General features: G+C 69.9%; 18 protein-coding genes and 1 pseudogene. 7 read left to right on the forward strand and 12 right to left on the reverse strand.

Annotated elements, in window-relative coordinates:
* Nucleotides 1-3: 3 nt before the first annotated feature.
* Entirely contained in the window at nt 4-477 is a 474-nt protein-coding gene (locus ACIP8Z_RS22205; protein WP_402085889.1) for a hypothetical protein, read from the reverse strand.
* 144 nt (nt 478-621) lie between these two features.
* On the opposite strand from ACIP8Z_RS22205, the gene ACIP8Z_RS22210 reads away from it, so the two are divergent.
* From ACIP8Z_RS22210 to ACIP8Z_RS22220, 3 genes are all read left to right on the forward strand, one after another.
* Nucleotides 622-1,125 carry an SseB family protein gene (locus tag ACIP8Z_RS22210; protein ID WP_030321391.1) on the forward strand — a complete coding sequence of 168 codons (504 nt, stop codon included), beginning with the start codon at nt 622-624 and terminating at the stop codon, nt 1,123-1,125.
* Nucleotides 1,126-1,261: 136 nt separating this feature from the next.
* On the forward strand, nt 1,262-2,224 hold the full coding sequence (locus ACIP8Z_RS22215; protein WP_209495693.1) for a pirin family protein: 963 nt from the start codon (nt 1,262-1,264) through the stop codon (nt 2,222-2,224).
* A 294-nt stretch (nt 2,225-2,518) separates the two neighbouring features.
* Nucleotides 2,519-3,622, forward strand: a complete 1,104-nt coding sequence (locus ACIP8Z_RS22220; protein ID WP_402085891.1) for an AI-2E family transporter — start codon at nt 2,519-2,521, stop codon at nt 3,620-3,622.
* On the opposite strand, the gene ACIP8Z_RS22225 is transcribed toward ACIP8Z_RS22220, so the two are convergent.
* Nucleotides 3,619-4,434, reverse strand: coding sequence for an MBL fold metallo-hydrolase (locus tag ACIP8Z_RS22225; protein ID WP_402085893.1), 816 nt, complete (start codon nt 4,432-4,434; stop codon nt 3,619-3,621). The genes ACIP8Z_RS22220 and ACIP8Z_RS22225 overlap by 4 nt on opposite strands.
* A gap of 126 nt (nt 4,435-4,560) precedes the next feature.
* Entirely contained in the window at nt 4,561-6,681 is a 2,121-nt protein-coding gene (locus ACIP8Z_RS22230) for a SpoIIE family protein phosphatase (protein WP_402085895.1), read from the reverse strand.
* Between the two features lie 171 nt (nt 6,682-6,852).
* On the opposite strand from ACIP8Z_RS22230, the gene aspS reads away from it, so the two are divergent.
* A complete protein-coding gene (gene aspS / locus ACIP8Z_RS22235; RefSeq protein WP_402085898.1) occupies nt 6,853-8,661 on the forward strand; it encodes an aspartate--tRNA ligase in 1,809 nt (602 codons plus the stop codon).
* A gap of 52 nt (nt 8,662-8,713) precedes the next feature.
* Here the strand turns inward: aspS and ACIP8Z_RS22240 are convergent, their stop codons facing one another.
* The 8 genes and pseudogenes from ACIP8Z_RS22240 to ACIP8Z_RS22275 all read right to left on the reverse strand — a co-directional run bounded on the left by ACIP8Z_RS22240 (nt 8,714) and on the right by ACIP8Z_RS22275 (nt 17,858).
* Nucleotides 8,714-9,247: an SMI1/KNR4 family protein gene (locus ACIP8Z_RS22240; protein ID WP_402085901.1), complete on the reverse strand. Its 534-nt coding sequence runs from the start codon at nt 9,245-9,247 to the stop codon at nt 8,714-8,716.
* A 208-nt stretch (nt 9,248-9,455) separates the two neighbouring features.
* Entirely contained in the window at nt 9,456-9,959 is a 504-nt protein-coding gene (locus ACIP8Z_RS22245; RefSeq protein ID WP_402085904.1) for a hypothetical protein, read from the reverse strand.
* Complete coding sequence (locus ACIP8Z_RS22250) at nt 9,956-14,596, reverse strand: putative T7SS-secreted protein (protein ID WP_402085906.1); 4,641 nt, start codon at nt 14,594-14,596, stop codon at nt 9,956-9,958. Before ACIP8Z_RS22250 ends, ACIP8Z_RS22245 begins: the two co-directional genes overlap by 4 nt.
* Entirely contained in the window at nt 14,596-15,243 is a 648-nt protein-coding gene (locus ACIP8Z_RS22255) for a hypothetical protein (RefSeq protein WP_402085909.1), read from the reverse strand. The genes ACIP8Z_RS22250 and ACIP8Z_RS22255 overlap by 1 nt, the downstream gene beginning before the upstream one ends.
* Nucleotides 15,240-15,779, reverse strand: a complete 540-nt coding sequence (locus tag ACIP8Z_RS22260) for an SseB family protein (RefSeq protein WP_402085912.1) — start codon at nt 15,777-15,779, stop codon at nt 15,240-15,242. The genes ACIP8Z_RS22255 and ACIP8Z_RS22260 overlap by 4 nt, the downstream gene beginning before the upstream one ends.
* 87 nt (nt 15,780-15,866) lie before the next feature.
* Nucleotides 15,867-16,208, reverse strand: a pseudogene (locus ACIP8Z_RS22265) (hypothetical protein); the annotation flags it as partial.
* Between the two features lie 21 nt (nt 16,209-16,229).
* Entirely contained in the window at nt 16,230-17,126 is an 897-nt protein-coding gene (locus tag ACIP8Z_RS22270) for a helix-turn-helix domain-containing protein (protein ID WP_402085914.1), read from the reverse strand.
* 300 nt (nt 17,127-17,426) lie between these two features.
* Nucleotides 17,427-17,858, reverse strand: a complete 432-nt coding sequence (locus tag ACIP8Z_RS22275; protein WP_402085917.1) for an ATP-binding protein — start codon at nt 17,856-17,858, stop codon at nt 17,427-17,429.
* Between the two features lie 154 nt (nt 17,859-18,012).
* On the opposite strand from ACIP8Z_RS22275, the gene ACIP8Z_RS22280 reads away from it, so the two are divergent.
* The 3 genes from ACIP8Z_RS22280 to ACIP8Z_RS22290 all read left to right on the forward strand — a co-directional run bounded on the left by ACIP8Z_RS22280 (nt 18,013) and on the right by ACIP8Z_RS22290 (nt 19,581).
* Nucleotides 18,013-18,888, forward strand: a complete 876-nt coding sequence (locus tag ACIP8Z_RS22280) for a helix-turn-helix domain-containing protein (RefSeq protein ID WP_402085920.1) — start codon at nt 18,013-18,015, stop codon at nt 18,886-18,888.
* A complete protein-coding gene (locus tag ACIP8Z_RS22285; RefSeq protein WP_402085922.1) occupies nt 18,885-19,094 on the forward strand; it encodes a DUF397 domain-containing protein in 210 nt (69 codons plus the stop codon). The genes ACIP8Z_RS22280 and ACIP8Z_RS22285 overlap by 4 nt, the downstream gene beginning before the upstream one ends.
* 136 nt (nt 19,095-19,230) lie before the next feature.
* The gene (locus ACIP8Z_RS22290) at nt 19,231-19,581 is read left to right on the forward strand and encodes a DoxX family protein (RefSeq protein WP_402085925.1); all 351 of its coding nucleotides are present in this window, start codon (nt 19,231-19,233) and stop codon (nt 19,579-19,581) included.
* Between the two features lie 77 nt (nt 19,582-19,658).
* On the opposite strand, the gene metG is transcribed toward ACIP8Z_RS22290, so the two are convergent.
* Complete coding sequence (gene metG, locus ACIP8Z_RS22295; protein WP_402085927.1) at nt 19,659-21,266, reverse strand: methionine--tRNA ligase; 1,608 nt, start codon at nt 21,264-21,266, stop codon at nt 19,659-19,661.
* Nucleotides 21,267-21,329 lie beyond the last annotated feature (63 nt).

The raw sequence follows: 21,329 nt of genomic DNA on the forward strand, positions 1-21,329 counted from the left end.
GGGTCAGCCTTCCTTCCGCGCGGGAGCCGGCGCCTCGGCGGCGATCTTGCGCTGTGTCGCGGTCTCGCGCTCGCCGAAGTCCCGGCCGGCGCTCTTCAGCGCGCCTTCGAGGCGGCCGCACTCGTCGCGCACGGCGGTGAGGCGGGCCTTCCAGGTGCCGAGGATCTCGGTGAGGGCGCCCGAGGAGGCGAAGCCGGCGGTGCCGCCGCCGACGCCCTCGTTCGCGGTGTCGAGGTCGGTGAGCGAGGTGGTGGTGGAGGTGCGCAGCTCACCGGCGGTGTTCCCGGCCTCGTGCCACGGGCCCACGTCGGCCTTCAGGTTCGCGTTGCCGCCGCCACCGCCGGAGTCGGGGGCGGGCACGCCCGCGAGGGTCATCGTGGCGAGCTGTCCGGGCGGTGCGAGCGCTCCGGGAGGTGCGGCTCCGCCGGCTCCGCCGGTTTCGCCGAACAACTCTTCCCAAGTGGCGTTCAGCGCCATGTTCCACCCCCGTGGTGCCAGAAATTGCTTCCGCGAACCTAGCAAGAGGCGGCGTTGCGCACGAAAACGCGTACGAGTGGCGGGCGGGACGGGTGTGACCTGCGCACAGTGCTGCGACCGTCCCCGGGTCGATAGGCTGGCCCCATGTACGGCTACGAGCAGAATCCGGGTGCCCAGCAGCAGTACGCCCCGCCGCAGCAGGGCGGGATGCAGGCCGGTATGCAGGGTGGGATGCAGGGAGGCATGCAGGGCGGGTACGGGCAGCAGCCCCCGCTCTACCCGGAGCCCTCGCCGCCCTCCCTCGCCGACGCGGTCCGCGCCTTCACGACCGGCACGCTCGCGCCCGAGGACTTCCAGCAGATCTTCGCGACCTCCAAGGTCTACTGCCCGCGCGGCGACAACCCCGGGTTCCTGGCCCTGCACAACACCCAGCAGCCGGTCATCCCGATGTTCACCTCGCTCAAGGAGCTGCGGCGGTACGCGGGCAAGGAGTCGAAGTACTTCGTGATCACCGGCGCCGAGGTGATCGACCTGCTGCCGACCGGCTACGGCTTCGTCCTCGACATGGAGGGCGACCACCGGATGGTCTTCGACGCGAAGGCCGTGGAGCAGATGGTCGACTTCGCGATGCGCCGGATGTACGGCTGACGCAGGCTTGACCCAAGACGTGGGAGCGCCCGGGAGGAATTCCTCCCGGGCGCTCCGCGTTACGGGTGGCAAGAAGTTCACTGTTCAACTAAAGTGGACGTACAAGGTCGGAGAAGGCCGCTCTAGGAGGTCCGTCATGCCCGCAGTGACTGTCGAGAACCCGCTCACCCTGCCGCGCGTGGCCGCCCAGGCCGACGCCACTCCGCGCCCGGTACTCGCCGTGACCACGGCTCCCTCGGGCTTCGAGGGCGAGGGCTTCCCGGTCCGCCGCGCCTTCGCGGGGATCAACTACCAGTACCTCGACCCGTTCATCATGATGGACCAGATGGGCGAGGTGGAGTACGCGCCCGGAGAGCCCAAGGGCACGCCCTGGCACCCCCACCGGGGCTTCGAGACCGTCACCTACATCATCGACGGGACCTTCGACCACCAGGACTCCCAGGGCGGCGGCGGCACCATCACCAACGGCGACACCCAGTGGATGACGGCCGGCTCCGGCCTCCTCCACATCGAGGCGCCGCCGGAGTCCCTCGTCGTCAGCGGCGGCCTCTTCCACGGCCTCCAGCTGTGGGTGAACCTGCCCGCGAGCGACAAGATGATGGCCCCCCGCTACCAGGACATCCGCGGCGGCCAGGTCCAGCTGCTCACCTCCCCCGACGGCGGCGCGCTGCTCCGCGTCATCGCGGGCGAGCTCGACGGCCACGACGGGCCGGGCATCACCCACACCCCGATCACGATGATCCACGCGACCCTGCGACCGGGCGCCGAGATCACCCTGCCGTGGCGCGAGGACTTCAACGGCCTCGCGTACGTCATGGCGGGCCGCGGCAGCGTGGGCGCGGAGCGGCGCCCGGTCCACACGGGCCAGACCGCCGTCTTCGGTAAGGGCGGCTCGCTGACCGTCCGCGCCGACGAGAAGCAGGACGGGAACACCCCGGACCTGGAGGTCGTGCTCCTCGGCGGACAGCCGATCCGTGAGCCGATGGCCCACTACGGCCCGTTCGTCATGAACACCCAGGCCGAACTCCGCCAGGCCTTCGAGGACTTCCAGGCGGGCCGGCTCGGGACGATCCCGGCGGTGCACGGAATGGGCGAGTAGGCCCGGCGGGCCGAGCAACGGGGGGACCGGTACGGGGTCGGGCGGCGCGCCCGGCCCCGTACGCGCGCGTGGAGGTGTCCGTACGGGGCGGGGGCCGACCGTGTCCGTACACGCACGCGGGGACGCGCGGGGCGAACTTGCGCTCGTACGCGCGTGGGGGCGTCCGTACGGCGCGAGCTCGCATCCGTACGCGCGCGTACGGACACCCATGGCGCGGGCCGCCGCTGACGCTCCGTCACCCGTACGGTCGGTCCGCGCGCGACGACACGCCGGAGCGCGTGGTCCGGTGGTCGGGTGCAGACGTCGTCGCCGCTCCTTCCCGAACCCGTCCGCCGGGGCGCCGCCTGGTGCGTCGTCCTGCTCCTCGCCGCCGGGGTCGCCGGAGTCGGCATCTGGCTGTGCGTCGTCTTCGAGACGGTCGTCACCCCCGTCCTGCTCGCGATCCTCGGCACCGCGCTCCTCGGGCCGCTCTACCGGCGCCTGCTCCGGATGAAGGTCAGGAGGTCGTCCGCCGCCGCCCTCACCGTCGTCGCCGTCCTCGCCGTCGTCGGCGGAGCCACGTACATCGTCGTCGCCGCGCTCATCGAGACCGGCGACCAGATCATCGCCTCGCTCCGGCAGGCCGCCACCGACATCGCCGAGCACCTCGGCCCGGCCGGGACCTCCCTCGACGACCTCGCCGAGAACGCCGAGGGCCTCCTGAAGGAGTTCGGCGGCACGGCCGCGTCGGGCGTGGTCACCGGCCTCAGCGTGGTCGGCGGGATGCTCGCCACCGCCGCCCTCTCCCTGGTCCTGATCTTCTTCTTCCTGCGGGACTCGGACCGTGCCGTCGGCGCCCTGCGCGCCCTCGCCCCCCGCACCACCGGCGACCTCGTCGAGGCCATGGCGCGCCGCGCCTTCGAGGCCGTCGAGGGCTTCATGCGCGGAACGACCTTCGTCGCCCTCGTCGACGCGGTCCTCATCGGCCTCGGCCTCGTCGTCCTCGACGTACCCGGTGCGGTGGGGCTCGCCGCCCTCGTCTTCGTCACCGCCTACATCCCGTACCTCGGCGCCTTCCTCTCCGGCGCGATCGCCGTCCTCGTCGCGCTCGCGGACCGGGGCTTCGCCATCGCGCTGTGGGTGCTCGGCATCGTCCTGGCCGTCCAGATGATCGAGGGCTACCTGCTCCAGCCGATGGTGCAGAGCCGGACCGTGCGGATGCACCCGGCCGCGGTGATGCTGGCGATCACCGCCGGGGCGTCCGTCGCGGGCATCCTGGGCATGCTGCTCGCCGTACCGCTGACGGCCGCGGCGACGGGGATCCTCGGCGAGCTGCGGACGCGGTACGGGGCTCCCCGCGACACCCCCGACGACCCGCCGGGCACCACGGGCGGCACAGGCACCACGGGCGCCGCCTAGGCCGGCACCGGCCCGTCCGGCTGGAACGAGGCCAGGAGCTGTTCGAGGGCCGCCTGGTCGGGTCCCACGAACGGGTCGGAGTCCGGGACCATCGCGATCGTCTCGATCATCCGGTCCAGCATCCGCACGGCCGGCGGCAGATGCGTGCACAGCACGATCTCCGGGCCCATCTCCCGGAGCGGCTCGATCGTCGCCCGGTACTTCTCCGGGTCCACGAGGTGCGCCCAGGGGCTGTCGAGCGTCGCCCACATCAGCTGCGCCTGCCGCAGGTCCTCCGGCTTGAGGTCGCTCGCGTGCCCGCTCTCCGCGACCTCCGCGCTCGGCATGGGCCCGCCGAAGCAGTCGGAGCTGAAGCAGAACCGGGTGCGGTCGTCGTAGAAGCCGACGGTGGCGGGGTTGTCGAAGAGCGGCGGCCGGAAGGCGTGCAGGGCGCGGTCGCCGACGTCCAGGGACTGGCCGGGATTGAGGAAGTACACCCGGTCCATGGGCAGCGGGCGTTCGGTGGACATCTCGCCGGCCCCGAGGAACGTCGTGATCACCCGCGCGTCCGGGGCGGCGTCGAGGAGGTCGAAGATCCCGCCGGTGTGGTCCCGGTCGGGGTGGGTCAGCCAGATCCAGCGCACGTCGGCCGGATCGACGACCTCGCCGAGCGCCGCGACGAAGTCACGGTCGGGGAGGGAGACGCCGGTGTCGACGACGACGGGCTCGGTGGCGGTGACGACATAGGCGTTGATCGGCAGGTGCCCGATGCCCGGGACTTCGAGGCTGTCGGCCAGCACGGTGGTGTCGCTGCCGACCTTGTGGGTGTCCATGGCATGCTCCGTGGTCCCCCCGGTGAAGGTACCCCGGCCGCGCGGATCACCCGGACGGCCGTACGCCACCAGTCTGCGCCGCACACGACAGCCCCGCACACGGGGCCCGCGAGGCCGTCCCGCGGGCTACCCGCAGCAGCCCTGCCCCGCGTCCGGTTCGTTCAGCTCGAACCAGATCGCCTTGCCCTCGCCGCGCGGGTCGACGCCCCACGCGTCCGCGAGCATCTCCATCAGGACCAGGCCGCGCCCGCTCGACGCCATCTCGCCCGGGTGGCGCTTGTGCGGCAGTTCGTCGCTCCCGTCCGAGACCTCGACGCGCAGCCGCCGGGCCTTCTCCCCGCAGGCCACCTCGGCGACGAGGAGCGCGTCGCCGTCCGTGTGGACGAGGACGTTGGTGACCATCTCGGAGACCATGAGCACCGCCGAGTCGAGCTGGTCCTCGTCCCGCCAGTCGTGCAGCAGCTGCCGCACCTGCTCGCGCGCCGCGGCGATCCGTTCCGGCTCGGCCTGCGCGATCGTCATCAGGGTGCGGCGCGGCGCCTCCGGGATCGCGCCGGCGGGCCGGCGGGAGAGCAGCAGGACCGCGATGTCGTCCTCGCGGCGGTCGGCGAGCGGCCCGGTCGTGTAGTGGGAGCCGGGGCCGTGGACGGCCTCCACGAGGGTGTCGGCGAGCGCCTCCAGGTCCTCGCCGTCGTGGGACTCCAGGAGCGCGCGGACCCGCTCCCAGCCGGTGTCGAGGTCGTGCCCGCCGGTCTCCAGGAGGCCGTCGGTGCAGATCATCAGGGTCTCGCCCGGTTCCAGGGTGAGCCGGGTGGTGGGGTAGTCGGTGTCGGGGTCGATGCCGAGGGGCAGGCCGCCCGCGGTGGGCCTCAGGAGAACCGTTCCGTCGTTCATCCGTACCGCCGGGTCCGGATGCCCCGCGCGCGCGATGTCGACGGTCCCGCTCTCCAGGTCGACCTCCAGATAGAGGCAGGTGGCGAAGCGCGGACCGGCCTCGCCCTCCCCGTCGTCGCCGTCGGTGATCCCGTACAGGAAGCGTGAGGCGCGGGACAGCACGGCGTCCGGCCGGTGGCCCTCGGAGGCGTACGCGCGCAGGGCGATCCGCAGCTGCCCCATGAGGCCGGCCGCCCGCACGTCATGGCCCTGGACGTCGCCGATCACCAGGGCGATGCGCCCGGCACCGCGCCCGCCGGTGCGGGAGGTGCCGCCGGGCAGCCGGATCATGTCGTACCAGTCGCCGCCGACCTGGAGCCCGCCGCCGGTCGGCACGTACCGCGCGGCCACCTGGATGCCCGGGATGCCCGGCCCGAGGACCGGCATCATCGTCCGCTGCAGTCCGAGCGACAGCTCGCGCTCGGACTCGGCCACGCCCGCGCGTGCGAGGGCCTGCGCGAGCATCCGGGCGACCGTCGTCAGCACCGACCGCTCGTCGGGGGTGAAGGCCACCGGATGCTTGAAGGCCGCCATCCAGGCCCCCATCGTGCGGCCGGCGACGACCAGCGGCACGAAGGCCCAGGAACGCCGGCCGAAGCGCTGGGCGAGCGGCCAGGTCACGGGGAAGCGGCGCAGGTACTCGTCGGGGCTCGGCAGGTAGATCGCCCGGCCCGTCCGCGCGACCTCCGCCGCCGGGTAGTCCGTGTCGAGCGACATCGACGAGAACGGCCCCTCGTCGCCCTCACCGTGCCCGTGATGGCCGATGACCGTCAGCCGGTCGCCCGCCACCCCGAAGACCGCGAGCCCGTCCGGCGAGAACCCGGGCATCGAGAGGGAGGCGGCCACCCGCAGCACCTCGGCCGTCGACCGGGCCTCCGCGAGCGCCCGCCCGGCGTCGAGGAGGAACGCCTCGCGGGACCGGCGCCAGTCACCCGTGATCGGCGTGTGCGCGGCGGTCCCCGGCACCTGCTCGGCGACCTCCTGGAGGGTACCGACCAGCTGGTAGTCGTTCCCCTCGATGAGCGGCTTCGACCTGCTCCGTACGGTACGGAGCACCCGGCCGTGCTCGTCCATGATCCGCAGCCGTGCCTCGGCGAGCGTCCCCTCGGCGACGGCGAGGTTCACGACCCCGTCGATCTCGTTCCAGTCGACGGGATGAAAGCGCGAGCGGACGGCCGCCTCGGTGAGCCGAACGGGTTCGGCGGGCAGCCCGAGCAGCCGGGCGGCCTCGGCGTCGAGCGAGACGATCCCGGACGCGTTGTCCCAGCGCCACATGCCGGTCGCGATCGCGGCCAGGACGTCCTCGGTGCGCATTGCCCCACTTTATGAATATCGGACACCAGATCGCCACTGAGCGTATTCGAAAACCGATCTTGGCCCGGCCGGTACTCTGGGTGGGTCTGCCCGCGTGTCCTGTGACATCTGTGACATGGGCCACTGGGCGGCGCCCCACGACCACAGATCCCGAAGACTGGATGAACGACGATGCATCGGTACAGGTCCCACACCTGCGGCGAGCTCCGCGCCTCTGACGTCGGCACCGACGTCCGGCTGAGCGGCTGGCTGCACAATCGGCGCGACCTGGGCGGCATCCTCTTCATCGATCTGCGCGACCACTACGGCATCACGCAGCTCGTCGCCCGGCCCGGCACCGCCGCCGCCGAGGTCCTCGACAAGCTGACGAAGGAGACCGTCGTCCGCATCGACGGCAAGGTCGTCTCGCGTGGCGCGGACAACGTCAACCCGGAGCTCGCCACCGGCGAGATCGAGATCGAGGCCGCCACGGTCGAGGTCCTGGGTGCCGCGAAGCAGATCCCCTTCACCATCAACGCCGACGACGGCGTCAACGAGGAGCGGCGCCTGGAGTACCGCTTCCTCGACCTGCGCCGCGAGCGCATGCACCGCAACATCATGCTGCGCTCCGCCGTCATCGCCTCCATCCGCTCCAAGATGGTGGCCCTCGGCTTCAACGAGATGGCGACCCCGATCCTCGCCGCGACCTCCCCCGAGGGCGCCCGCGACTTCGTCGTCCCGTCCCGTCTGAACCCGGGCAAGTTCTACGCGCTGCCGCAGGCGCCGCAGCAGTTCAAGCAGCTGCTCATGATCTCCGGCTTCGACCGCTACTTCCAGATCGCGCCCTGCTTCCGCGACGAGGACGCCCGCGCGGACCGTTCGCCGGGCGAGTTCTACCAGCTCGACGTCGAGATGAGCTTCGTCGAGCAGGAGGACGTCTTCCAGCCGATCGAGAAGCTCATGACGGAGATCTTCGAGGAGTTCGGCGGCGGCCGCCACGTCACCTCCCCGTTCCCGCGGATCCCGTTCCGCGAGTCGATGCTGAAGTACGGCAACGACAAGCCCGACCTGCGCACCTCCCTCGAACTCGTCGACATCTCCGACGTCTTCGAGGCGTCGGAGTTCAAGGCCTTCGCCGGCAAGCACGTCCGCGCGCTCGCCGTCCCGAACACGGGCGACCAGCCGCGCAAGTTCTTCGACGCGCTGGGCGACTTCGCGGTCTCCCTCGGCGCGAAGGGCCTGGCCTGGGTCCGCGTCGGCGAGGGCAACGCCCTCACCGGCCCGATCGCCAAGTTCCTCACCGAGGAGAACGTCAAGGTCCTCACCGAGCGCCTCGGCCTGGAGCCCGGCCACGCGATCTTCTTCGGCGCGGGCGAGTTCGACGAGGTATCCAAGATCATGGGCCCGGTCCGGGTCGAGGCCGCCAAGCGCGCCGGCCAGTTCGAGGAGAACGTCTTCCGCTTCGCGTGGATCGTCGACTTCCCGATGTACGAGAAGGACGAGGAGACCGGCAAGATCGACTTCTCGCACAACCCCTTCTCGATGCCGCAGGGCGGCCTTGAGGCCCTGGAGACCCAGGACCCGCTGGACGTCCTCGGCTGGCAGTACGACATCGTCTGCAACGGCATCGAGCTCTCCTCGGGCGCGATCCGGAACCACGAGCCCGAGATCATGTTCAAGGCCTTCGAGATCGCGGGCTACTCGCGCGAGACGGTCGAGCACGAGTTCGCGGGCATGCTCCGCGCCTTCGAGTACGGCGCCCCGCCGCACGGCGGCATCGCCCCGGGCGTCGACCGCATCGTGATGCTCCTCGCGGACGAGCCCAACATCCGCGAGATCATCGCCTTCCCGCTCAACGGCAACGGCCAGGACCTCCTGATGGGCGCCCCGACGGAACTGGACGAGGCCCGCCTGCGCGAGCTGAACCTCCAGCTCCGCAAGCCGGTCGAGAAGAAGACGGTCGACGTCACGGACGCGGTCCACCCGGACGCGGCGCGGTAGGAGACAGCAGACTGGAAGGGCCCGGAATCCTCACGGATTCCGGGCCCTTCGGCTATGCCGCACCGATGCGGCGGAACTCATGGGTGGCGAGGGGGAACCGGGACGAGAGAAGGGCCGAGCGCAGCTCTCCGGCCAGAACCGACACGAGGAACTGCGTACAGGACACGGCGAAATGCTCCCACCGGCCGCCCCTGGCCTCGTTCACCATGACGGTCCACTCGTCCGCGTCGAAGCCGGGGCGGACGAGCCAGTAGAGGCACTCTCCGTTGTCCGTGGTCGCCCACGGGACGACCCGGGCCCCGCCGACCGCCAGTTCCGCCGGCTTCTTCTCGAACTCCCACAGGCCTTCCAGGTCTTCGGCCTGCTGCACCGCCCATGTGACGAGGTCATAGCTCTCGTTGGGGCAGCCGGGCTCCAGGACGTACAGGTATTCGTCCCAGTTGCCTCCCCCGTAGACGCGAATGAGCTCCTTGTAGTCGGCGGGAAGCCGGACCCCGAGCAGGTACTCCACCTCGTCCCAGTTCTTGCGCCGTGGCTCGCCCGGCGCCGGGGAGATCTCAAGTAGACGTGTGAGGGCATTGGCCATGGTCAGGATCCTGTCTCCGAGATCGTGGACGGACCTGGAGGGAGGGGCCCGGGAGCCTCGGACCCCAGGCCTCTCGGTCGAAGCGCCTAGTCCTCCCGAATGTCCCAAACTTAGTCGCCGAGTTCGCCGGAAAGCCCCTCGACATCAAGGACTCGCAGACCTGCGACCCACTCCGGTTCGGGGAGGGGCATCGGGTACCGGGCGGTTGTCAGCCCGCCCGGAACGGCGCCCACAGATCGAGGCTCCACACGTCGCCATTGCCGACGCGGTAGCCGCGCTCCTCGTCCTCCCCGTCCACGACGAGGACGGAGACATTCGACGACGCGGCCCGGTACTGGAGGATTCCGCCCTGATCGGTGATCTTCAGCTCCGGGACGCCGTGCGTACGGGAGAGTTCGTCGTGCAATTCCTTCCAGGAGGTGTACCGGGAGAACTCGACACCCGTGCTCCGTGCCCAGGTCTGAGCCAGCTCGTCGTCCGACGCGAGGCGGTGCAACTGGATCGAAGCGGTGGCCATGACCCACTCCGGCTCTGGATTGAAGGCGAACTCGACGAGCCCGTAGTCCCGCCGGAGCCATTCCCTCTCCTCGCCGACGACATCGACGAAGGGATGGTGGATGGTCCGGTCGACCTCTTCGAGTGTCGAGCCGATGCGGAGGCCATGCAGCTCTCCGGTAGTGAGGAAGGAGGCGAGGAATTCAACGCCGGTCACGGCCAGTTCTCCAGTTTGTCGATCAGTGCTTGCATCTCGGCGGAGCGGTTCTGCTTGTTGCCCCAGTTGTGGTCGTCCATTTCGGCCTTGGCAGCTTTGCTCTTCGCCAAGAGGTCGGCACGGAGAGCCGGGTCGTTGTTCACCGCGTCCAGAGCCGCCCGCACACTCTTCTCCGAGGCCAGGCCCGTACTCAGCCGAATGGGGTCGGCAGCCAGGTTGCCCTTGTCGTCCACGTAGATGCGCACCTCGTGCTCCGCACCCTTCTTCTGCGGAATGTGCACGTGGGCGCCCTTGGTCGCCCAGTCGGAGGCCATCGGGGAGACTCGTATCTTGCAGGCCTTGAGGCCGAGTGGGTCGGACGCTGTATGCGGGTTGTCCACGTACGCGACCGGGTTCGGCGCGGGGTCGAGCCCGAGAGGGTCGGTGCTCAGGTAGCGGGCCGTCTCGGGATCGTACTGGCGATGGAAGTTGTAATGCAGACCGCTCTCCGGGTCGTAGTACTGGCCCGGGAACCGAAGGGGGGTATAGGTCGTGCTCGCGGCAGCCCAGGCAGTCGCGCCCCACACGGTGGCACGGGTTCGCCAGGCCAGCTCTCCCGCTTCGTCGACGAGTTCGGTCGGGGCGCCGACGAGGTCGGTGACGATCGCGTAGAAGCGCTCGTCCACATCTTCGCGGGAAGCTTCGTCGGCGGCCAGCCGTCGCTCTGTCTGGGTGAGCGGACGCAGACCGTCGTAGTCCCAGGTGACGGCGACGGGACTAGGGAACGACTCCCCGCTGCTGGTCTGCTCGCACAGCGTTGTCCCGTCCCAGGTGAACGTGACCTCCTCCGCCACGGTGCGGCCGTCTTCGGCAAGGCGTTGCTTGGCGATGCGGCGGCCGAGCGGGTCGTACAGGTAGCGCCATACTGTGTCGTCCGGCGTGACGACCGAGGTGACCCGGTCTTCCGCGTCCCACGTGTAGCGCCAGGTGTCGGGCTTGCGTGACAGACGGGCCCTCTGCCGGAGTACGGTGCGGCCCTGCGCGTCGTGCTCGTACCGGACCTTCCCTGCCCGGTCGATGCGCGTGCCCGTGTAGGCCCGCGCTCCGGTGGCTTCCTGCCCGGGGTGAGCGGCCGGCCAGGAGGCGGTGGCCTGGTTCCCTGCCGCGTCGTAGGCGTACGTCTCGGACCAACCCACGGCGTGGACGGCGGTGATACGGCCCATCGCGTCGAGGTCGAAGCGGCGGCTGCCGGAGAGGCGGTCCTGGATTCCGACGACGTGGCCGTCCGCGCGGTAGGTGTAGGAGCGGCGCTGGATGTCGTTGCCACGACCCGTCACCCGCTGGTCGATGAGCTGGCCGACCGTGTCGAAGGTGTTGGCCAGGCTCACGTGATCCCCGATGTGACGCTCAAGCTCCCTGCCTTCCGCGTCGCGGTGGAAACCGATCGTACGGCCGGAGACGGTCAGCTCCAGGAGGCTGCCGGCCGCGTCGTACCCCCACGTGCTGACGGCCCCGGTCGGGGTGGTCCTGCCGGTGCGACGGCCGAGACGGTCGAGATCGAAGGACAGCTTCCGCCCGTTCACCGTCTCCGACCGCAGGCGCCCGTACCGGTCGCGGACGCGCACCAGCGTGGCATCGGGTCCGGTGGCCACCGCGAGCTCGTCGAAGACGTCGTAGTCATACGTGGTGACGCTGCCGTCGCTGTCCTTGTGGACCACGTGGCCCATGCTGTCCCGCTCGTACGTGATCACCTGCCCGAGAGCGTTGGTGCGGGCGGTCAGACGTCCGGCGGCGTCGAAGGCGTAGCGGAGAGTGCGTCCGTCGAAGTCGGTCTCCGACACCAGCCGACCCCCGGGGTCGTACTCGTAGTCCCAGGTCAGTCCCAGAGGGCTGACGACCCGTGTCAACCGGAGCTGGGAGTCGTGCTGGAACTCGTGCCGTTCGCCGTCAGGGCCGGTCCGCGCCGTCAGGAGGTCGAAGTCCGTGTACTCGAAGTGTGTGGTCCCGCCTATGGCATCGGTGTGCGAAAGCACGTTGCCCTCGCCGTCGTACGTCCATGTCTGGCGACTGCCGTCGGCCTCCACCATCAGGGCCGCCTGGCTTTCCACGGTCCACTCCACCCGGGTCACGGCTCCGAGTGAATCGGTGATCGCCACAGGACGGCCGAAGGCGTCCCGCTCGTATCGAGTGACGGCGCCGAGCGGATCGGTGATCGCCACCGGCAGTCCGGCCCGGTCACATTCCACGTGCACGGTGTTCCCGAGCGGATCGATCACCGAGGCGAGGTGTCCGGCCTCGTCATGGACGAAGCGAGTCGTCACGCCGGAGACGTCCGTGTGCGAGGTGCGGTTGCCATGCTCGTCGTAGGTCTGCCGCACGACGGTTCCGTCCGCGTACCGGATGCGAACGGGTAGTCCGAGCCTGTCGTGTTCGACGTGGACGCTGCGACCGTCCGGGCGGATCACCTCGGTCAGCCGGCCCGCCTCGTCGTAGACGGACCGGGCGGTGTGGCCGAGCGGGTCTGTTCGGGAGAGCAGGCGGTTGTGACGGTCGTACGCGAAGCGGGTGACTGCCCCCAGGGGATCGATCTCCGCGACGACCCTGGAGTGTTCATCGACGACGAACCTCTTCGTGTGTCCCCGGCCGTCGGTGATGGAGGTCGTCCTCAGGCCGGTCTCGAGATCCGTGTCGTCCCAGGCGAAACGCGCTTCGATGTGTCCGTTGGTTCCGGACTGGTAGGTGCAGCGGTCCCGGTCGTCGTAGACGTAGTCGAAGCGGCTTCCATTGGTGTCGGTCCACGAGGTGATGCGGCCGTGTTCGTCGCAGCCGAAGCGCGTCGGGCGCCCGGAAGAGTTGGTGACCTCGGTCAGATGCCCGTCGACGTAGCCGTAGCGAAGGATCTCCTGGTCGGACCCGTCCGCCGCCGCTCCTACGAGGTGGAGGGCGGTCATGCGGCCTTCGCTGGTGGTGAGCCTCAGGTGGTAGCCGCCGTGGTGGACGATCGCCGTCGGGGCGCCCGCCTCGTCGTGCTCGAAGGCGATCCAGCGGCGGTTGCGGTCGTCGATCTGGGCCAGGAGCGCGAGTTCGTCGGTGTGGTCGACGAAGTGCCGGACCGTTCCGGTGTCGGGGTCGGTGATCGTGTAGCCGTCCTCGACCCGGTCCAGCGGCCACTGCCTGCCGTGGGTCGGCATGACCGGGACACCGGGGGCCGGGTGCGGATAGGCGAGCAGGCTGCCTTCGTCACAGCTGAAGACCACGCCCTCCGAGTCGATCTCAAGGCGCTGGTCCACCGTCGATGACCACGTGGGGCCGAACCAACGTCCCGAGCGGCGCGAGGAGTCGAAGGTGCGCTGAAAGACGAGCGGAAGCGAGCCGGGGAGGGCGATGTCCAACTGCGGCAACAGAACACGGCCGGATGCCATGTCCACCGGGTCGCCGTCGCATACGTTCTTGCGGCACTGATTGCTGTTGTTGTCCGGGTTCTTCTCGTGGTCTCCGCGTCCGCCGGGCGGCTTCTTTCCGCCGGGCAGGTGCTTGGTGCCGTTCAGCCCGGCGCGCAGTCCGCTGCGGAGGGCTCCCGCGCCCTTCGTGCCCAGCAGTTCCGGCACCAGCCGCCCGAAGAACTCCGACGGGTCGCCCTTCGCCGCGTCCCAGGCGTTCTTCAGCGCCCGGTCCGGGTTCGCCGCCGTGGACACCAGGCCGGCGAGCGTCATGTTGACGCCCTTGTAGTACTCCGCCGGGTGGGTCAGGTTGTACGGGTCCACCGGGTTGACCGAGCGGACGAAGTTGAGCAGGCCTGCCGTGCCCTTGACGATGCCACCGCCGAAGTGGGCCAGTTCGATGCCCTGCCCCAGGCCGTAGTCCATCAGCTCCAGCTTGGCCCGCTCGCGGCCCGTCGGTTCCTTCGGCGCGTGCGCGAGGGCGGCGCCGACGGCAGCCTTCGCGGTGTCCCCGGCCTCGTCGCGGGCCTTCCGCGCGTCGCTCAGGATCTCCTTGGCCCGCTGCCGCTTGGCCTTGCCGGGGTCGGAGAAGGGCCCGGGGTCCGGCAGCGGACTGTCCCCGGTGCGCGCCGCGTTGTAGGCGTCGACCTTCTTGTTGTACGTGGCGACCGCCGCCTTGGAGTCCCCGTCGCCCTCCTTATACAGGGCGATCGCCTCGCGCGCTTTGCCCTGTGCGCTCACGACCGCCTTGGAGTACGTCTCCAGGGCCTTGGCCGCGTTCTCCATCGCGTCCGCCGCGTGCAGCCAGTCCGTCGGCAGCGTCGAGAACTTCTCCCGGAACGCGTCGGCCGCCTCGCCCTTCCAGTGACCCGAGTCCAGCTTCCGCATGCCGCTGCCGACCAGGTCGAATGCCTTCTGGAAGTCCCGGAGGTTCTTCACCGCCTCGGCGATCTTCTCCGGCTTCCCGTGGATCAGCTCGTTCGCTTCCTCGGTCTGCCCGAGCTGCTGCTCCCCGACCTGCGCGCCGAGCGAGGACGCGGTCTCGTCGCCCCAGTCCTCGACCGAGTCCGCGATATCGTGCGCACCGATCTTGTCCAGGCCCTGGCCGGCCTTGTCGGTCACATAGTCGACGCCCTCACCGACGAGCTCCTTGCCCTTGTCGATGCCGTCACCGATCTTGTCGATGCCCTTGTCGACCAGACCTCCCCAGTCCACCATCAGCGGTTCTCCCCCCAGCGCGGCTGTTCGGCCTGCTCGACGGTCGCCTGGTCGGGGTCGAGGTCCTCCTTGAGCCGCCCGTCCAGGCGGTCACGCACCGCGGGGTCGATCATTCCGCTGCGCTCCATCGAGTCCAGCTGTGCGTCCATGACGTCGTAACCGGTGTTCTTCCAGGTCTGCTTGACCTCGTCGTGAGCGTCGCTGAAGGACTCCCCGCTCCAGTCCGCGCCGTCCCACATGTGCTGGTCGCGGATGCTGTCCCAGCTCTTCTGCTTGACCTCGTCCTCGGACAGGTGCGGGTTCCCGTTGAGGGAGTTCACACCGATCTTGATCGAGTCCTTGATGTACTGCTCCTGCTCCGCGAACGAGCCGGCCGACAGGCCGACCGCCTGCGCGAAGCCGTTCCCCCGCAGGGTGAGCGCGCGTACGCCCCACTCCCACCGGCTGCAGAAGGTGTCGAACTCCGACGTCAGGCCGCCGTGCCCCAACTCCAGTCCGGACAGGGCCAGATCGGAGAAGCCGCGGCCCGTCGACGCCTCCCCGATCATGCCGAGCTCCTTCAGCTCGGCGTGCGCCAGGTCGATGCCCTTCGCTATCTCCGTCAGCGCCGCCGCCGGCGCCGCCAGGTCAGGCGTGTTCCCACTCATCGCGTCCCCGTTCCCCCGAGATCCACCGTGTCCTCCAGGTCCACCGCCGCCTCGTCCGGGACGATGCCCGCCACCGGCGGGAAGACCATTCCGTCTTCACTGCCCGCGTCCAGCGCGACCCCGCCGGGGCCGGGCAGCATCGGCACCATCACGTCGAGGAGCCGCGCGCCCAGGATCGTGCGGTACGTCCAATCCCGCCCGGCGTCTCCCCGGGCCGCCGCGAACCTGCCCAGCGCCTCCTCGTCCGAGAACGCGCAGATCCACCGCACCCCGTTGAAGTCCGCGGTCCACAGACTGTCCTGGTCGTCGAACGGCACCAGCACGGCCGTACGCCGGAATTCGCCGAGCAACCGCGCAAACCGGCGCCGTGCCTCGACGACCCCGTCGGCCGGCTCCGGATGCGGCACGGCCCGTGCGGCCCGGTCCTCCGAAGTCGTCTCCAGGTCCGGCCGCGCCACTTCGACGTGCGCTTCCGCCAACTCCGACAGTCTTGAAACCTGGTGGGACTTCGGTCCCCCGCCCCCGTTGTCATTCACCCACGCATGCTGCCATGCGCTCGTTCACATGAGCAACGAGCTTGCGTTCGATTCGGTCTCGTCCGAACCGGATGCGTAGTCGCCGGTCTACTCGTCCGCGAAGATCTCCTCGGCCGAGTCCGCCGTGACGGCGCGCATCAGCCAGGCGCGCAGCGTCTCGGGGTCGTAGCAGCCGGTGACGCGGTCGCGGACGCCGTCGGTCACGGCGATACCGCGCTGCTCCAGGACCAGCAGTATGGCGTCGGCACTGGCCTGGGCCCGTCCCTCGGCGCGGCCCTCGGCTCGGCCCTCGTCTCGGATCTCCTCCGAGAGGCACGACTTGTAGAAGGAGAGGTCCACAGCCACCAGCGTCCTCCAGAGGTCCTGGGCCGGGCGCTTGCTCAGCCCCTGTGCGGTGAATTCGATGATCGGGTCGGCGACGTTCTCGGGACGGAGTGGGGTCGGCGGTGGTCAGCTACGGCAGTCGCCGCATTTGCCCGGTTCGGGGGAGCGGTACGCGCGGTCGCAGGTGTCGCAGTTCTGGAGCGGGTGTCTCGCCGACGGTCTCTCCGCGCGGAACGGTGGCAGGGGCGGGAGTTGGGCCGCCAGGCGGTGGGCCAGCAGGGCCGCAGGCCGGTGCAGGGGCTCCGGTGGCAGGGCGGTGGTCAGCGCGCGGTGCACGTCCTCGGGGGTGAGGTCGCGTTCGAGCCAGGCGGCGAGGCCCGGGACGAGGTGCTCGGCGTCCGTCGCGGAGATCAGCAGCCGCGGATCGGTGCGGCGGAGACCGGAGAGGACGCCGATCGCCGTCCGGACGAGATCCGGCGTCGGGTACACGGGCTCCGGTACGGCCGGGAGGGCGGCCCGTCGGCGGGGTTCGCGCTGCTCGCGCCGTCGTGGCGGAGGTTCCGCCACGGGCCTCGGAGGGGGGCCGTCCCCCTTGGTGGGACGGGGCGACGGGGCGCTCGTGCGGCGGGGGCCGCCGCCCGTGCGGCCCGGCCGGTTGCAGGAGACCGTGCGGGTCACGACCCGCCCGGTCGCCGTGCGTTCCTTGGTGCGGCGCAGGTAGCCGTGGGCCTCCAGCTCGCGCAGGGCGGCGGCGATCCGTGTGGTGCCTTCCGGGAAGCGCCGGGCCAACGACCGGATGTCCACGGGCGATCCGGCCGGCAGCGACTGGATGTGCGTCGCCAGTCCGATCGCCGTCAGCGAGAGGTCCGCGTGCTGCGCGAGGTGGTTGCCGACGACCGTGAAGTGAGTGGAGTGATGGGTGTTCTCGTGCACCACTCCGCAGGAAGTACCCCGGGAAGGGTGGTTCTTCATGCCGCTGCGGGACGTGGCAAGGGCCTGCGCGCTAGGGTTTTCGTTAGCCATCGGGAAGCGATCTCTTCCTTGGTGGTCAGGCCCTCGCATTGGGATTGCCGTCCCGGCGAGGGCCGACGCATGTCTGCGTCCGGATCTGTTGGGCAGAGCGTAGATCAGGCAACCCACCCCAAAGCCAGCTGAGTTGGCATATTCACCCTCGCGAGTGAGACCGGTCCGAACGGGGAGGAGGGGTGGGGTTTGGTTCGGTTTCTTTCCCCCGGTGGTCGTTTCTTTGGGAGGCCGTCCACCCGACCGGCGACCGAGATCACGGGATCCGGTGGCCAGGCCCTTTGTGCAGGTCAGACACGGTCAAAGGCGTGGCAGGTCGAGTTCCGCCCAGACGGTCTTCCGGGGTACCGGACCGAGCTCGACGCCCCACCGGTCGGCCAGCGCCTCGACCAGGAGCAGTCCTCGTCCCGAGTCGCTCTCGGGGTGGTGAGGTCGGGCGCGTGGGAGATCCTCGCCCCGCGTGTCCGTCACCTCGATCCGTAGCGTGTCCGGTCGCGACAGCAGGGCCAGCCGGAAGCTCCGGCCGGCGACCCGTCCGTGCGTCGCGGCGTTCGCGGCGAGTTCGGCGACGACCTGGGTCGCCGACTCCGTCGGCCCGTACGGGACGTCGAGGTCCCGCATCCACGCGACGGCGAGCAGCCGGGCGAGCCGGGCCCCTCGGGGCGTGGGGGACAGGAGCACGCTGAAGTGGCGTGCGGGCGCGTGGACTTGCGTCACGTTCTGCTGATTCACGTCACCGAGCGTGGCTGCTCCTGACTACCGTGAACAGTGACGACGTCGATGCGTAGAGCCGTTGTCCGGAGCTTGTCCACTGCTGTCCGGGCTGTCCGGACCCTCTTCACGGGTAGGGGCGTCGCGCCACGAAGGGGCGAGGGAAGGGTGCGGTATGTCGGTGGATGGTGCGGCACAGCGGCTCAAGACCGAGGCGGACGAACCGGGGTGGGAGGTCGACCCGGACGACGACTGGGGCGTGGCCGTGGTCGCCACCGTGGGGCGGCAGTTGAGGCTCCGGAGGGAGGCGGTGGGGATGCGGGCCGCCGAGCTGGGGACGGCCACCGGCTACGGCGAGGACCTCATCTACAAGATCGAGAGCGGCAAGCGGATCCCGCGCCCCGAGTTCCTGGACAAGGCGGACGAGGTGCTGGGGGCGGGTGGTCTGCTCTCGGCCATGAAGGAGGACGTGGCGAAGGTCCGGTACCCGAAGAAGGTGCGGGCGTTGGCGAAGATGGAGGGCAAGGCGGTCGAGATTCAGCTCTATGACCCGCTCAACATCCACGGCCTCTTGCAGACGCCGGAGTACGCGCGTGGGCTGCTGATGATGAGGCGGCCGGCGTACACGCAGGACGAGGTCGAGCGGATGGCAGCCGGTCGGATGGCGCGGCAGAGCATCTTCCAGCGGGACCCGGCCCCGGAGATCAGCTTCGTTCTGGAGGAGTGGACGCTTCGCCGCCCGCTGGGCGGGCGGAGTCTGCGGCGTCCTCAACTGGAGCGCCTGCTGGAGGTGGGGCAGTTGCGGAACGTCGAGCTTCAGGTGATGCCGCTGGACCGCGAGGAGCACGCCGGACTCGCTGGTGGTATCGAGGTGTTGAAATTCGAGGACGGATCGGCTGTGGGACGCTCGGCAGCCGTGGCCAATGGGCGGCCCGTGACCGAGCCGAAACAGCTCCATATCCTGGAGTTGCGGTATGGCATCATCCGGGCTCAGGCCCTCACTCCACGTGAGTCGACCGCCTTCATTGAGCAACTGCTGGGAGAGACATGATCCGCAACACCTCTGCTGGGGACGCCTCCGAACTGGCTTGGTTCAAGAGCAGCTACAGCAGCAGCAGCGAGGGTGACTCCTGCATCGAGGTCGCCACCACCCCCGCCACCGTCCACGTCCGCGACTCCAAGTGCCACGACGGCCCGCAGCTCGCGTTCCTGCCCGGTGCCTGGGCGGGCTTCGTCTCGTACGCGACGGCCGGCTGATCCCGCCACGCCCGCTCCGTCACCCACCGGTGCGAAGAGTTCTTCGCGCGGGCCGTCACACTTCCCGGCCGGGCTCCGTCAGTGCTGTGTCCGGCTCGGTCGAGGCGGATACGGAGAGGCTGAAGGAGCCGTCGCGATGTTCACCGAGATGTCCACCACCGCTGTCGTCGTCACCGCCGTCGCCGCCTTCATGGCCGGGTTCTCCGGGGCCTCGATCTTCTTCCGGGCGAAGTTCGTCGTCGAGCCCCTCGCCCAGTACGGCGTTCCCCAGGCCTGGTGGAACTGGCTCGGCGCCGCCAAGGCCGCCGGGGCGGTGGGGCTGGTCGTGGGGTTCTTCGTGCCCGTCGTCGGGACCCTCGCCGCGATCGGGCTGGTCCTGTACTTCGCCGGGGCCGTGATCACCGTGCTCCGCGCCCGCTCCTACGGCCACGTGCCCTTCCCGCTGATCTACATGGCGCCCGCCGTCGCCGTCCTCGTGATCGTCTGAGCCACCCGCGACGACGAAGGCCGCCGCCCCCGGAGAGGGGGCGGCGGCCTTTCGCCGTACGACGTGCCGTGCGGACGTCAGTCCTTCTTCGGCTCCTCCAGGCGCGGGAACAGCACCGCGCCCTTCGTCACCGTCGCGCCCGCGGGGAGCTGGCCCCACGTGGCGGAGGACTGGACCGGCTGGGCGGCCAGGGCGCCCAGGGACGCCTCGGCGCCCAGGGACTCCCAGAGCGCCTGCGAGGTCTCCGGCATGATCGGGTTCAGCAGGACGGCGACGGCGCGGAGCGACTCGGCGGCCGTGTAGAGGATCGTCGCCAGGCGGGCCCGGCCCTCCTCCGACTCGTCCTTCGCGACCTTCCACGGCTCCTGCTCCGTGATGTAGCCGTTGACCTGCTTCACGAAGTCGAAGATCGCCAGGATGCCGGCCTGGAAGTCCAGCTCCTCGCCGATCTTCGCGTCGGCCGTCGCGACGGCCTTGGCCAGGCCCTCGTGGATCGCCTTCTCCGCGTCGCCGTCGGCGGTCGAGGCCGGCAGCGCGCCGTCGAAGTACTTGCCGACCATGGCCGCGACGCGGGACGCCAGGTTGCCGTAGTCGTTCGCCAGCTCGGACGTGTAGCGGGCGGAGAAGTCCTCCCACGAGAACGAGCCGTCCTGGCCGAACGCGATCGCCCGCAGGAAGTACCAGCGGTACGCGTCCACGCCGAAGTGCGAGGTCAGGTCCTGCGGCTTGATGCCGGTCAGGTTCGACTTCGACATCTTCTCGCCGCCGACCATCAGCCAGCCGTTGGCCGCGACCCGGCCCGGGACCGGCAGACCCTGCGCCATCAGCATCGCCGGCCAGATCACCGCGTGGAAGCGCAGGATGTCCTTGCCGATGAGGTGGACGTTCGCGGGGAAGGTCTCGTCGAACTTCGCCGGGTTCTCGTTGTAGCCGACGGCCGTCGCGTAGTTGAGCAGCGCGTCGATCCACACGTAGATGACGTGCTTCTCGTCCCACGGCACCGGGACGCCCCAGTCGAACGTCGAGCGCGAGATGGAGAGGTCCTCCAGGCCCTGCTTGACGAAGTTCACGACCTCGTTGCGGGCCGACTCCGGCTGGATGAAGCCCGGGTTCGCCTCGTAGAACTCCAGGAGCTTCGGGCCGTACTCGCTCAGCTTGAAGAAGTAGTTCTCCTCCTTGAGGATCTCCACCGGCTTCTTGTGGACGGCGCACAGCTTCGTGCCGTCCTCGGCCTCGATGAGGTCGCCGGGGAGCTTGTACTCCTCACAGCCCACGCAGTACGGGCCCTCGTAGCCGCCCTTGTAGATCTCGTCCTTGTCGTACAGGTCCTGCACGAACTCCTGGACGCGGTCCGTGTGACGCTTCTGCGTGGTGCGGATGAAGTCGTCGTTCGCGATGTTCAGGTGCTCCCAGAGGGGCTTCCAGGCCTCCTCGACGAGCTTGTCGCACCAGGCCTGGGGCGTGACGTTGTTCGCCTCGGCCGTGCGCATGATCTTCTGACCGTGCTCGTCCGTGCCGGTGAGGTACCACACCTTCTCGCCGCGCTGACGGTGCCAGCGCGTGAGCACGTCGCCTGCGACGGTCGTATAGGCGTGGCCCAGGTGAGGAGCGTCGTTGACGTAGTAAATGGGGGTCGTGACGTAGAACGCCTTCGCCCCCTGCTTCTCGGATCCAGTGGCCGCCATGGTCGAAATCCTAACGGTCGTACGAAGATCCACTCACATCGATAAACCCGGGGGCGGGCGACG

Origin of the sequence: Streptomyces sp. NPDC088553 (assembly GCF_044752965.1) — a bacterium.
In the GTDB taxonomy this organism is placed as follows: Bacteria; Actinomycetota; Actinomycetes; order Streptomycetales; family Streptomycetaceae; genus Streptomyces.

What these genes read in the sequence shown, in the direction of transcription:
- metG (WP_402085927.1), bottom strand. Translation starts at nt 21,266, where the DNA reads ATGGCGGCCACTGGATCCGAGAAGCAGGGGGCGAAGGCGTTCTACGTC.
- ACIP8Z_RS22210 (WP_030321391.1), top strand. Translation starts at nt 622, where the DNA reads ATGTACGGCTACGAGCAGAATCCGGGTGCCCAGCAGCAGTACGCCCCG.
- ACIP8Z_RS22255 (WP_402085909.1), bottom strand. Translation starts at nt 15,243, where the DNA reads ATGAGTGGGAACACGCCTGACCTGGCGGCGCCGGCGGCGGCGCTGACG.
- ACIP8Z_RS22215 (WP_209495693.1), top strand. Translation starts at nt 1,262, where the DNA reads ATGCCCGCAGTGACTGTCGAGAACCCGCTCACCCTGCCGCGCGTGGCC.
- ACIP8Z_RS22230 (WP_402085895.1), bottom strand. Translation starts at nt 6,681, where the DNA reads ATGCGCACCGAGGACGTCCTGGCCGCGATCGCGACCGGCATGTGGCGC.
- aspS (WP_402085898.1), top strand. Translation starts at nt 6,853, where the DNA reads ATGCATCGGTACAGGTCCCACACCTGCGGCGAGCTCCGCGCCTCTGAC.
- ACIP8Z_RS22240 (WP_402085901.1), bottom strand. Translation starts at nt 9,247, where the DNA reads ATGGCCAATGCCCTCACACGTCTACTTGAGATCTCCCCGGCGCCGGGC.
- ACIP8Z_RS22285 (WP_402085922.1), top strand. Translation starts at nt 18,885, where the DNA reads ATGATCCGCAACACCTCTGCTGGGGACGCCTCCGAACTGGCTTGGTTC.
- ACIP8Z_RS22290 (WP_402085925.1), top strand. Translation starts at nt 19,231, where the DNA reads ATGTTCACCGAGATGTCCACCACCGCTGTCGTCGTCACCGCCGTCGCC.
- ACIP8Z_RS22280 (WP_402085920.1), top strand. Translation starts at nt 18,013, where the DNA reads ATGTCGGTGGATGGTGCGGCACAGCGGCTCAAGACCGAGGCGGACGAA.
- ACIP8Z_RS22225 (WP_402085893.1), bottom strand. Translation starts at nt 4,434, where the DNA reads ATGGACACCCACAAGGTCGGCAGCGACACCACCGTGCTGGCCGACAGC.
- ACIP8Z_RS22250 (WP_402085906.1), bottom strand. Translation starts at nt 14,596, where the DNA reads ATGGTGGACTGGGGAGGTCTGGTCGACAAGGGCATCGACAAGATCGGT.
- ACIP8Z_RS22270 (WP_402085914.1), bottom strand. Translation starts at nt 17,126, where the DNA reads ATGGCTAACGAAAACCCTAGCGCGCAGGCCCTTGCCACGTCCCGCAGC.
- ACIP8Z_RS22205 (WP_402085889.1), bottom strand. Translation starts at nt 477, where the DNA reads ATGGCGCTGAACGCCACTTGGGAAGAGTTGTTCGGCGAAACCGGCGGA.